This window comes from Rothia sp. QJM3NY_36 (genome assembly GCF_056173115.1).
Genome location: NZ_CM149658.1, coordinates 1,426,797 through 1,438,197, shown reverse-complemented (window position 1 = coordinate 1,438,197; position 11,401 = coordinate 1,426,797). Strand labels below are relative to the sequence as shown.

The following is an 11,401-nucleotide window of genomic DNA, read 5'->3' as shown; positions in this document are numbered from 1 at the left end:
GCCTGGAAGGAGAAGATGCGAGGCGGCGGAGGGAGCGCAGAATGAGCAGGATCATCGCCGGGATCGCCGGGGGCGCCCGGCTGCAGCCGGTGCGAGGCCAGAACACCCGCCCCACCACGGACCGGGTCAAGGAATCCCTGTTCTCCCGGCTGGAGGGCTACGACGTGCTGGCCGGCGCCCGGGTGCTGGACCTGTTCGCCGGCTCCGGGGCCCTGGGCCTGGAGGCGGCCAGCCGGGGCGCCTCCAGCGTGGACCTGGTGGACCGGGACCGCGCGGCCCTGAGCGCCTGCCGGGCCAACCTGGCGGTCCTGACCCGGGCCGGCGCCCCCGCGCGGGTGACGGTGCACGACGCCGCGGCCCGCCCCTGGCTGGAGCGGCTCCCCGAGCAGCCCCGATGGGATCTGGTCTTCCTGGACCCGCCGTACGCGATGGGCCGGGAGGAGCTGGCGGACCTGCTGATGCGGGTGGCCCCCCGCCTGGACGCCGGCGGCGTCGTCGTCGTGGAGCGCTCCGCCCGGGACGAGGAGCCCGTGTGGCCGGCGGGTCTGGAGCGCTTCTCCCACCGGACCTACGGGGAGACGGCCCTGTGGTTCGCGGAGCCGGCCGAGGCCTGAGCGGGCCCAGCCTCGGGGTGCCTCGGGCCCGGATCCCCGCGCACCAGACTCCCCGGGGACCGGCTCACAGCCCGGCGGCGGCGATCCGTCGCGTGGCTTCGCGCAGCACCTCGGGGCGCTTGCAGAAGGCGAAGCGCACCCAGTCCGCGTAGAGGTGGGCATTGGCCTGCGTGGCGAAGGCGCTCAGCGGCACCACCGCGACCCCGGCCCGCTCGGGCAGGGCCTGGGCCAGCTGCGCCCCGGTGCCGGCCCATTCCGGGGCGTCCCGGCCGACCCGGGCCACGGCGAAGAACGTGCCCTCCGGCGCGCAGACCTCCAGGCGGGTCGCGGACAGGCCCTCCAGCAGCACGTCGCGCTGGCGACGGTAGCGCTCGTGCAGCTCGGGGTAGAAGGAGCCCTGCTCGGCCCAGGCCAGCGCCCGGGCCACCGCCGCCTGCAGCGGGGCCGCCGCCGAATGCGACAGGTAGCCCTTGGTCACCCGCAGGGCGCGGGTCAGGGGCTGCGGGGCGATGGCCCAGCCCACCCGCCAGCCGGTCACGGAGAAGGTCTTCGAGGCGGCCGAGACCCGGATGGTGCGCTCGGCGGCACCGGGCAGCCCGGCCAAATCCACGGGGTCGGCGTCGTAGTGCAGGTGCTCGTACACCGAGTCCGTGAGGATCAGCGCGTCGTGGGCCGCCGCGAGCTGCACGACGCGCCGCGCCGTCTCCTCGCCCAGCACCGTGCCCGTGGGGTTGTGCGGGTCGTTGACCACGACCATGCGGGTCCGCTCGGTGAAGGCCGCCGCCAGGTCCTCGGGGTCCGGGCGGAAGTGCGGCGGGCGCAGGGGCACGGTGCGCACGGCGGCCCCGGCCAGCGCGGCCACGGCCGGGTACAGGTCGTAGAAGGGTTCGAAGACCACGACCTCATCGCCCGGGCGCAGGTGCGCCAGCATCGCCGCGGCCAGGGCCTCGGTGGCCCCGGCGGTCACGGTGACCTCGGTCTCCGGGTCCGGACGGCGCCGCCCGGCCCGCTCCTCGGCCTCGGCCACGCCCCGGCGCAGGTCCGGGTCGCCCGCGATGGTCGCGTACTGGTTGCCGCCGCCGGCCACCGCCTCGGCCAGGGCCTCGCGCAGGATCTCGGGGCCGTCCGTGTCCGGGAAGCCCTGGCCGAGGTTGATCGCCCCGTGCCGGGCCGCCAGGAAGCTCATCTCCTCGAAGATCGTGGAGGACAGTCGTCCCCGCTCATCGGTCAGACCCGCCGCATCGGCCAGGCGCCGCCAGGGTGCGGGGGATGGGCTGGCGGGATCCACGGGCTCGGGCAGGCGCGAGGCGCCGGTGTTCGCAGACATGCCTGCCATGCTACGGGCCCGGCCCTGGTACCTTGGCAGACATGACCCTCGCTGTGTGCCCCGGATCCTTCGACCCCATCCACAACGGCCATATCGAGATCATCGCCCGCGCCGCCAAGATCTTCTCCGAGGGGGTCATCGTCGCCGTCGCGCACAACCCCCAGAAGACCTTCCGCCTGCCCCTGGAGGAGCGGGTGGCCATGGTCCAGGAGGTCTTCTCCTGGCTGGACGGGATCACGGTGGAGCCGATGGGCGCCGGCCTGCTGGCCGAGTTCGCCCGCTCCCGCGGGGCCGGGGCCGTCGTCAAGGGGCTGCGCGATGACCGGGACTACCTGTACGAGGCCCCGATGGCGACCATGAACCGCAACCTTGCCGGCGTCGAGACGGTCTTCCTGGCCGGGGACCCCAAGCACGGGCACCTCTCCTCCTCTCTGATCATGGAGGTCGCCTCCCTGGGCGGGGACGTCTCCGACTACCTGCCGCGCAGCGTGCACCGGCACCTGCTGGAGCAGGGGCTGCTGGGGCACGGCTGAGGCTCCGCCGGCCGGTGGGATCGACGGCTGCCGCGGCGGGGGTTGTCCCGGTTCGGCGTCTCGAGTATGCTGGGACGTCGGTCCAACCTCGAACAGGAGTGCATCATCACGCGTGAGAAGGCATCGGCCCTCGTGGTCGACGTGAAGGCCCTGGCCGCCCGGCCGGGGACGATGGAGACGCTTCGGCGGGCCCTGCCGGCCCCCGAGGACTTCGGCAACGCCCTGATCGGGGCGCCGGCCGGCTCCGACATCACCGTGGATCTGCGCCTGGAATCCGTGCATGATGGTATCTTGGTCTCTGGCACCGCGTCCGTGACGGCCCACGGTGAATGCAGCCGCTGCCTGGATCCTCTCGAGGTTCCGGTCACGGCCGACATCCAGGAGCTGTACGTCCTGGACCCCGAGCCCGCAGCGGACGAGGAGGACGAGCAGCACGCCGTCGAGGACGATGCGATCGACCTCGAGCCCGTGCTGCGGGACGCGGTGATCACGCAGCTTCCGTTCCAGCCCGTGTGCCGGGAGGACTGCCCGGGCCTGTGCTCCGTCTGCGGGGCGCGCCTGGAGGAGGATCCGGAGCATCACCACGACGTGGTGGATCCGCGCTGGTCCGCCCTGTCGGGGCTGCTCGGCACCGAGGATGCCGCGAACGAGACGACAACGACGAGAGAAGAGAGATAGCAGTGGCTGTTCCCAAGAGGAAGATGTCCCGTGCCAACACCCGCGCACGCCGTTCCCAGTGGAAGGCGACCGCGCCTCAGCTGGTCAAGACCGTGGAGAACGGGAAGGTGACCTACAGCCTCCCGCACCAGGCCAAGGTCGTCACCGACTCCGCCGGCACCCCGCTGTACTTCGAGTACAAGGGCCGCAAGGTGGCCGACGCCTGATCCAGGTTCCCACCATGGACACCGCGTCCCACGGAGAGCTTCTGCAGCGTCTCGGCGTCGACATCGACGCCGAGACGCTGCTGCTTGCGCTGACCCACCGCTCCTACGCCCACGAGCACCCCGGCACCCCGGACAACGAGCGCCTCGAGTTCCTCGGGGACTCCGTGCTCGGCCTGGCCGTGACCACCGAGCTGTACCACCGCTTCCCGCACCTGCCCGAGGGGCAGCTGGCCAAGCGCCGCGCCGCCGTCGTCTCCGAGCGGTCCCTGGCGGTGCTGGCTCGCGGCATCGGCCTGGGGCAGCACATCCGCCTGGGGCGGGGGGAGGCCATCTCCCACGGCGGGGACAAGGATTCGATCCTCGCCGACACGATGGAGGCCCTGTTCGGCGCCGCCTTCCTCACCTGCGGTCCGGAGATCGCCCGAGACCTGGTGCTGCGCTTCACCTCGCCCCTGCTGGACGACGAGTTCGTGCTCGGCGCCGGGCGAGACTGGAAGACCGAGATCCAGGAGCTGGCCGCCGCCCGCGGCCTGGGCGAGGTCAGCTACGAGGTCCAGGGCGAGGGCCCCGAGCACGCCCGGATCTACCGGGCCACCGTCCTGCTGGGCGGGACCGCCCACGGGGAGGGCTCCGGTCCGGCCAAGAAGCAGGCGGAGCGGGCGGCCGCGGAGGTCGCCTTCCGCGCCCTGCACGGCGTGGTCACCGGCGCCTGAGGTGCCGGAGCTGCCCGAGGTCGAGGTGGTGCGCGCCGGACTGGCCGCGCACGTGCTCGGCGCCCGCGTCACCGACGTCGAGGTCCTGGATCCCCGATCCCTGCGCCGCCACGACGCCGGACCGGGGGATTTCCGCGCCCGGCTCAGTGGCGCGCGGATCGACGACGTCGCCCGGCGCGGGAAGTACCTGTGGCTGCTGCTCGCGGATCCGCAGGGGCACCGTCTGGACGATGCCCTGGTGGTGCACCTGGGCATGAGCGGGCAGGCCCTGCTGGCTCGGCCCGACGCCCCGGATCCCCGGCACCTGCGGCTGCGCTGCGATCTTGCGGAGGCGGGGGAGTCCTTCCCGGGCGGGCGCGGCCAGCTGCGCTTCGTCGACCAGCGGATCTTCGGCGGCATGTTCCTGGACCGGCTGCTGCCGGTGCACGACGCCGCCGGTTCCCCGGTGCCCGGGGCCGGCGCCTCCGAGCTCGGGGAGGCGAGCATCCCGGCGTCGGTGGCGCACATCGCCCGGGACCCGCTGGACCCGCACTTCGACGCCCGCGCTTTCCGGCGTCGGCTGCTGCGCACGGACTCCGGGATCAAGCGGGTGCTGCTGGATCAGACCGCGATCTCCGGGGTCGGCAACATCTACGCCGACGAGGCCCTGTGGCGGGCCCGGCTGCACTACGCCAAACCGGCCCGCAGCCTCACGGCCGCGCAGACCCGGGACCTGCTGGGCGCGGTGACCGAGGTGATGACCGAGGCCCTGGCCGAGGGCGGGACGAGCTTCGACGCCCTGTACGTGAACGTCAACGGGGAGTCCGGCTACTTCGCGCGGGGGCTGAACGTCTACGGCCGGGAGGGTCTGGCCTGCCGCCGGTGCGGGCGCCCGATCCGCCGGGAGCCGTTCATGAACCGCTCCTCCTACCGCTGCCCGCGCTGCCAGCGCGCCCCCCGCGCGCTCTGACTCCGCCCCCCCCCACGCGGCCCCGGCAGCGCGCTTGGGAGGGGTTTCAGCGTGTGGGAGCCACGAGGACGCTCCCAAACACCGAAACCGCTCCCAAACCCCGCGCTCAGGGTCTGTCGCCGGCCGCGATGCGCGCGAAGATGAGAGGCACAGCTGAATATCCCGATGACCGAGGTGATCTTGTCGATGGCAAAACACGATGCTCGCCGCCTCGAGCTGACGCTGCTCGAAGGTCGCTTCGATGGTCCTCAGCGAGTGCGGCTTCCTCGTCGCACCTACAGCGTGTATCTGGTCCCCGCCAGCTCCTTCGACGCCTGGCGTTGCGACAAGAAGATGAATCAGCCGGGTGTGTACATGCTTCTGGAGGATCCGAGCGCGGACAATCCGCGTCTGTACATCGGCAAAGCGGATCTGCGTGCCAACGGCAAGGGCGCTCTGAGCCGCGTGATCGAGCACCGGGATCAAGGACGCCACCGGTGGTGCCACACCGCCGTCCTTCTGGTGGATGAGCCCAGGAACTTCACCGCCACCGAGCTGAAGTTCCTGGAGTCTCATCTCATCCGCATGGCACGCGAGGCGGGCCGCAATTCACCGGAGAACATCGATACTCCCTCGGCGGGCGACGTGGAGGACGACGTCTACAACGACCTCAGGGCGGTTCTCGCCGATGCCCGTCTGATGATCGCCTCCATGCGCATGCTCTTCCTCGAACCACCGCTGGCTGGCAGCGAAAGCGGCAGTGATATAGACCCCTTGAGCGCAGCGACCGAACCCGCCCGTGCGGCCAGCAGCACGGAGCTGTTCATGCGCCTGCGCGGCAGCACCGAGCCGGCGGTGCTGGTGCACTCGGCTGGAAGCTGGGTGCTCAAGGCGGGCAGCACGATCAAGGGCGAGTGCACCGACCGGCGCATCGGCCGGATCCGATCGGTCCATGCCGCCGCCGTCGATGGGGAGAGGACCACCGCGGCGATCTCCTTCACCTCGGCCAGCGCGGCCGCGAGTTTCGTATCCGGCAATCCCCGCAACGGCAACCGCTCCTGGGCGGATGCCGAAGGCACCAGCCTGGGCGACCTCAAGGACAGCGGCGCCTTCGCCTGACCACCACTGCGCCGGGGCCTCCGGAGGGGCAATCTGGGAGGGGTTTCGGTGTTTGGGAGCCACGAGGACGCTCCCAAACGCCGAAACCCCTCCCAAACCGGCAGAAGGGGCGGCGGGGGTCAGGCCTGCGGGGCGTAGTACTCGCGGAGGCGGCGCATCCCCTCGTCGATGGAGACCGCGGGCTCCCAGTCCAGCAGCTCGCGCGTCCGGCGCTGGTCGAACCAATGGGAGGTGGACAGCTGCTCGGCCAGGAACTCCGTCATCGGCGGCTCATCCTCGCCGGGGCGCTTCTCCCAGACCTTCTCGATGACCCGGCCGGCCAGCTTCGCCAGCGACGCCGGGACCCGCCGGGTGGGGGCGGGCACCCCGCCGGCCCGGCACATCGCCGCCATCAGCTCGCCCACCGTGCGCGGCTCCCCGTTGGTCACCACCAGGGGACGCCCGTGCACCGTCTCCAGGCGCTCCAGGCACCGGACGATCGCGGTGGCGGCGTTGTCCACGTAGGTGGTGTCGATCAGCGCGGCTCCGGCATCCAGGAGGGGGATCCCGCCGCGGGAGGCCCGCTCCATGATCCGCTCCACCAGCTGGGTGTCCCCGGGACCCCACACCAGGTGCGGGCGGATCACCCCGACCCGGAAGTCCTCGCCGTCGGCCTCCAGGGCCAGCAGCTCCCCGTAGGCCTTGGAGCGGGCGTAGTTCCCGCGCGCGTGGTCGGGGTCGGCGGTCAGATTCGGCTGGCCCATAAAGGCGGAGCCCGCGTGGGAGACGGACGGGGAGGAGATCTGCACGTAGTCGCGGATCCCGGCCCGCTTGGCCATCTCCACCATCACCCGGGTGCCCCGGACGTTGACCTCCTCGTACTCGGCCCACGGCCCGGAGACGCTGACCTTGGCGGCCAGGTGCACCACCGCATCGGCCCCGTCCATCGCCCGGGCCACGGCCTCGGCGTCGGTGATCGAGCCGCGGCGCTGCTCGAAGCGCTCGGCGCCCTTGGCCTGCAGGGACTTGCGCACCCCGGTCGCATCCGAGCGCTGCAGGGCGATCACGTTCCAGCCGCGGCGGATCAGCTCCAGCGCGGTCCGGGCCCCGAGCATCCCGGAGGCCCCGGTGACCAGCACCGTGCGCCCATTCGGCTCGGGAAGCCGGGCATCGGGCAGGATCTCCCGGCGCTCATCCGGATCCGGGGCCCGCCACCCGGGGTTCTGCTCCCGACCCGGACCTCCGGCATGGCCGTTGCGGCGGTGCTGGTGCTGGTTCACGGCTTGGCCACCTTCCCCCCGGACAGGGTGCTCTCGGCCCACGCGGCCAGGCGCGGGCGGTCGATCTTCGAGTTGTGCCGGATGTCCGTGGGCTGCTCCGGCACCTGCAGCACGGCCACCGGGACCACCCCGGTGCGTCCGCGCACCACGGCCCGCACGGCGTCGGCCAGCTCCAGCGGCGCCGGCCCCGGGCGGACCCCGCGCGGCTGCTGGGGCTCCACGACGACGACGGGCGCCTGCGTGCCGGCCGGGCCCACCCCCACCAGCGCGGCCCGGCGCACCGCCGGCAGCGTCTCGGCCGCGGCCTCCGCAGCCACGGGGGTCACCACAGCCTCGGGGATGCGCAGCAGGTGGGCCAGGCGGCCCTCCACCCACAGCCGGCCCGCGGCGTCGAAATGCCCGATGTCACCCGTGCGGTGCCAGCCGGGGATGGCCGAGGAGTCCCGCTCCGTCCACCACAGCCGGTCGTAGTGGTCCTTCATGTGCCGGGCGCTGACCAGGATCTCCCCGGTGCGCCGTTCCGCGTGGGAGGGCTCCCGGGACGGGACCCCCTTCTCGTCCAGCAGCCCCAGGGCCAGCTCGGCCCCGTGCACGGGAACCCCCACGCACACCCCGCCGCCCGCGCCGCGCATCCCCGAGGCGGCGTCGCGCTCGGCCTGCTCGATCTGGGTCAGGGAGATGTCCGCCACGGGCAGGGCCTCGGTCATCCCGTAGGGGGTGTGCACCTGGGCGCGTGGCACCAGGGCGGAGACCCGGCGCAGCAGCGGCAGGGTCAGCGGCGCTCCGGCCGAGAGCAGCAGCCGCACCCGGCCCAGGGCCTCGGCCTCGGCCGGGGCGAGGTCCTCGGCCGTGGCCACGACGTTCATCAGGGCCGCGGGGGAGGCGAAGACGATGGTCGCCTCGATCGCCTGCGCAGCCTGGGCCAGGGCCCGGGCGGAGAGGGTCTTGGGCCGGGTGACATCCATGTCCGGGGTCACCGAGGTGGCGCCCAAGGCCGGGCCCAGCAGGGCGAAGGGCGCGAAGCCGGCCACCAGCCCCGAACCCGGCTGAAGCCGGTAGGTCCGCTGGATCGCGTCGCGCATCGCGCTGAGCTGCCGCTGGGTGTAGGAGACCCCCTTGGCGGGCCCCGTGGACCCGGAGGTGTAGAGGATCGCGGCCTCATCCTCCGGGCGCGGCGCGTCCCAGGGGGTGCCGGCCGGGGCGGCCGGGGCGGCGTCGTCGGTGGCTCCGATCAGCCCGAACGCACGGGTGCTCACCGAGTCCGCGGAGCCGGCGAGGATCCGCCGCCCGGGCCAGCCTGCGGCGCGCGCGGCGGCCAGGGCCTGCGGGATGCCGATGAGGAACTCGGGGGAGGCCCCGCGCAGCGCCCGGGTCAGGCCCTTCAGCCCCAGCCCGGTGTCCGCGACGACGATCACCGCGCCCACGCGCAGGCAGGCGTAGATCAGCACGGTCAGGCGCGCCCCGGGCGGGACCATGAGGCTCACCCGCGCCCCGCGGCGCACGCCCAGTCCGCGCAGCACCGCGGCGGTGCGATCCACCTCGGCGTTCAGCTCCCGCCAGCTCAGCCGCCGCTTGACCGGGGCGGCCCCGTGGCGCCCGGATCCCGCGCGGCGTCGGACCCGGCCCATGTCCACGACGGCCGGTGCGTCGTCCTCCCGGCGGGCCTCCAGCTCGGCGGTCATGGGGCGGAAGTCCGCGGCCAGCGGGGAGCGGGCCTCCCGCTCGGCGCGCACCCGGCGGTGCCGGGCGATGACCGGTTCCGCCTCACCGTACGTCTCGGCCAGCCACGTCCGCACCAGGGGGACGATGTCCTCGTCCTCGGCCACCAGGTGCCCGGCCTTCTCGAAGCGGTGCACCTGGGCGTGGGGCATCCGGTGCAGCAGGTCGTCGAAGTAGCGTTGCTGGAAGACCGGATCGTGCGGACCCCACAGGATCAGCCCCGGCAGCTCATCGCCCGCCACGGCCTCGGCGATGCCGCGCATGGCCGCGTGGGAGCGGTGCCCGGGATCCGCCGGGATGTCCTCGACGAAGCCGCGGATCCCGTCGCGCTTCTCGGCGTCGCCGTAGGGGGCGCGGTAGGCGGCCTTCACGGCCGGATCCCAGTCCCCGCGGTGCAGGGCGAGGGTCACGTCCAGGAAGGCGGTGGTGGAGCGGGTGCCCCACCCGTGCACCGCCGGGTGCAGGGCCAGGCGCAGGGCACTGGGCACCGCGGCATCGTCCGGCTGGGACAGGGCCGTGTTCGTCAGGATCCGCCCGGCGTGCAGCCGCGGGTGGGCGGCCGCCCAGCCCTGGGAGATCAGCCCGCCCCAGTCGTGGGCCACGGTGACCACTCCGTGCTCCCCGGCCTGCTCCTCCAGTCCGAGGGCGGCGGTGAAGTCCCCGAGGTCCGCGACCCGATCGGCCAGGGTGCGGCTCAGTCCGGTGCGCTCGGAGAAGCCCATCTCCAGCTGGTCCACGGCCACCACGCGCCACGGCTGGGCGAAGTCCGCCCCGGCGCGCACCAGGCGCCGCCACAGGTAGGACCAGGTGGGGTTGCCGTGCACGCACAGCAGCGTTCCCACGGGGGTGAGGCCGCGCTCGGCGAGCTCGGCGGCGTTGTCCAGGTAGTGCCAGGTCCGCTCGGTCCCGGCGTCGACGGCGGCCGAGGAGACCACGCGCAGGGTGCGGCTGTCCGCGCGGCGCACCCCCGGCCACGGCTTCAGCGGCACGGGCCCCGGCTGGGGCGCGGTCCGGCGGGCGGGGGTCTGCGTGCTCATCGTCTCCTGGCCTTTCGCTGCTCGGGTGGTGGGGTCTGCGGGCCCTACCAGGCGATCTCCATCAGCCCCGTGTTCAGCCCGGAGCCCACGCCCATGCACAGCACCCGCTGCCCGGGCTCCAGGGTCTCGGCCTGCAGGGCCAGGGTCATCGGCAGGGCCGCCGCGGCGACGTTGCCCCAGTACGGGAAGGTCAGCGGGATCCGGTCCCTGTCGATGCCCACGGCGTCCACGATGGCGTTGGTGTGGGAGGTGGAGATCTGGTGGGTGACGTAGGCGTCCATGTCCGTCCAGTCCCAGCCCTCCCGGTGCGCCTCCTCCCAGGCGTCGGTGACCAGCTTCAGCCCGTGGGTCAGCAGGCCGGTGGCGTCCGTGGCCATGCCCTGCCCGGCGTCCCCGCCGATGCACAGGTCCTTGTGCTCGGTGCCGGCGCGGGAGACGGAGCCGAGGATGCGGTGGCCCTCCGGGTGGCGGTCGGCGCGCCCGATGACGGCCGCGGCCGCCCCGGAGCCCAGGGTCAGGGTCGCGAACTGGGCGAGCACCTCGTCCCGGGTGGAGTCCGGGCGGTTGAGCATGCGCAACGCGGTCTCGTGCCAGGGGGAGGGGTCCTCCCCGCACACGATCAGCGCGTAGTCGATGGCCCCGGCGTCGATCATGGAGGAGGCCACGGTGATGCCGTTGACGAAGCCCAGGCAGGCGTTGGTCATGTCGAAGTTCAGCGCGTGGCGCGGCAGCCCGAGGGCGTGGTGCACGCCCACGGCCACGGCCGGTTCGAAGTTGTCGCGGGTCACGGAGCCGTTGATCAGCAGCCCGATCTGCTCCGGGGCCACCCCGGCCTGCTCGAGGGCGGCGCGTCCGGCGCGGGCCGCGCCGTCGTCGAAGCTGGAGCCCTCGGCCCATCCGCGCCGCTCCCGGATCCCGGCCAGGCGCTCCAGCAGGCCCCGGGGCATGCGCAGGCGGCGGTAGGTGTCCGCCAGCTGGTCATCGAACCAGGAGGACGGCACGGCCTCCTCGGCTTCCACTCTGGTCACCGAGAGCAGCGATGAGTTCCGATGGCGGATCGAGGAGTTAGAGGTCAATGAATCGTGCCTTCGCGACGAAGTGGTGTGATGCGGGTGCGAGCCGAAGATCGTGGGGACCGGCCCCGACCCTGCCGCCGCACCCCTCGGGGTGGGACGAGACGGACGCGCGGCAGTCCGCTGATCAACTCTACAGCCCCCGGAGTGGGCTCCCGTCATTTCCCGCGGGCGGCCACCCGTCGCCGGCGGGGT

General features: G+C 73.3%; 11 protein-coding genes. 7 read left to right on the top strand and 4 right to left on the bottom strand.

All coding sequences use genetic code 11. The features are described 5' to 3' along the window. Window positions 1–41: 41 nt before the first annotated feature. Window positions 42–614, top strand: coding sequence for a 16S rRNA (guanine(966)-N(2))-methyltransferase RsmD (gene rsmD / locus AC0VXQ_RS06365; RefSeq protein ID WP_058730888.1), 573 nt, complete (start codon window positions 42–44; stop codon window positions 612–614). A gap of 64 nt (window positions 615–678) precedes the next feature. Here the strand turns inward: rsmD and AC0VXQ_RS06360 are convergent, their stop codons facing one another. Next, window positions 679–1,941 (bottom strand): aminotransferase class I/II-fold pyridoxal phosphate-dependent enzyme, encoded by a 1,263-nt coding sequence (locus AC0VXQ_RS06360; protein WP_100462994.1) that lies wholly within the window; start codon window positions 1,939–1,941, stop codon window positions 679–681. 41 nt (window positions 1,942–1,982) lie between these two features. Here AC0VXQ_RS06360 and coaD point away from each other — a divergent pair, with 41 nt between their 5' ends. The 6 genes from coaD (at window position 1,983) to AC0VXQ_RS06330 (ending at window position 6,118) form a co-directional block, all read left to right on the top strand. Beyond that, the gene (gene coaD, locus AC0VXQ_RS06355; RefSeq protein ID WP_058730889.1) at window positions 1,983–2,474 is read left to right on the top strand and encodes a pantetheine-phosphate adenylyltransferase; all 492 of its coding nucleotides are present in this window, start codon (window positions 1,983–1,985) and stop codon (window positions 2,472–2,474) included. Window positions 2,475–2,540: 66 nt separating this feature from the next. Further along, the gene (locus tag AC0VXQ_RS06350) at window positions 2,541–3,152 is read left to right on the top strand and encodes a YceD family protein (RefSeq protein ID WP_064725610.1); all 612 of its coding nucleotides are present in this window, start codon (window positions 2,541–2,543) and stop codon (window positions 3,150–3,152) included. Between the two features lie 2 nt (window positions 3,153–3,154). Next, window positions 3,155–3,358 (top strand): 50S ribosomal protein L32, encoded by a 204-nt coding sequence (gene rpmF, locus AC0VXQ_RS06345; RefSeq protein WP_058730891.1) that lies wholly within the window; start codon window positions 3,155–3,157, stop codon window positions 3,356–3,358. Window positions 3,359–3,372: 14 nt separating this feature from the next. Beyond that, the gene (gene rnc / locus AC0VXQ_RS06340) at window positions 3,373–4,071 is read left to right on the top strand and encodes a ribonuclease III (protein WP_475528021.1); all 699 of its coding nucleotides are present in this window, start codon (window positions 3,373–3,375) and stop codon (window positions 4,069–4,071) included. A 1-nt stretch (window position 4,072) separates the two neighbouring features. Further along, window positions 4,073–5,020, top strand: a complete 948-nt coding sequence (gene mutM / locus AC0VXQ_RS06335; RefSeq protein WP_058730893.1) for a bifunctional DNA-formamidopyrimidine glycosylase/DNA-(apurinic or apyrimidinic site) lyase — start codon at window positions 4,073–4,075, stop codon at window positions 5,018–5,020. Between the two features lie 165 nt (window positions 5,021–5,185). After that, the gene (locus AC0VXQ_RS06330; protein ID WP_475528017.1) at window positions 5,186–6,118 is read left to right on the top strand and encodes a GIY-YIG nuclease family protein; all 933 of its coding nucleotides are present in this window, start codon (window positions 5,186–5,188) and stop codon (window positions 6,116–6,118) included. 119 nt (window positions 6,119–6,237) lie between these two features. On the opposite strand, the gene AC0VXQ_RS06325 is transcribed toward AC0VXQ_RS06330, so the two are convergent. Genes AC0VXQ_RS06325 through AC0VXQ_RS06315 form a run of 3 tightly spaced genes read right to left on the bottom strand, consistent with a single transcriptional unit; the run spans window position 6,238 to window position 11,209 of the window. Continuing rightward, window positions 6,238–7,377, bottom strand: coding sequence for an NAD-dependent epimerase/dehydratase family protein (locus AC0VXQ_RS06325; protein ID WP_475528015.1), 1,140 nt, complete (start codon window positions 7,375–7,377; stop codon window positions 6,238–6,240). Next, entirely contained in the window at window positions 7,374–10,133 is a 2,760-nt protein-coding gene (locus AC0VXQ_RS06320) for an alpha/beta fold hydrolase (protein ID WP_475528013.1), read from the bottom strand. The genes AC0VXQ_RS06325 and AC0VXQ_RS06320 overlap by 4 nt, the downstream gene beginning before the upstream one ends. 44 nt (window positions 10,134–10,177) lie before the next feature. Continuing rightward, window positions 10,178–11,209 carry a 3-oxoacyl-ACP synthase III gene (locus AC0VXQ_RS06315; protein ID WP_475528011.1) on the bottom strand — a complete coding sequence of 344 codons (1,032 nt, stop codon included), beginning with the start codon at window positions 11,207–11,209 and terminating at the stop codon, window positions 10,178–10,180. Between the last annotated feature and the right edge of the window lie 192 nt (window positions 11,210–11,401).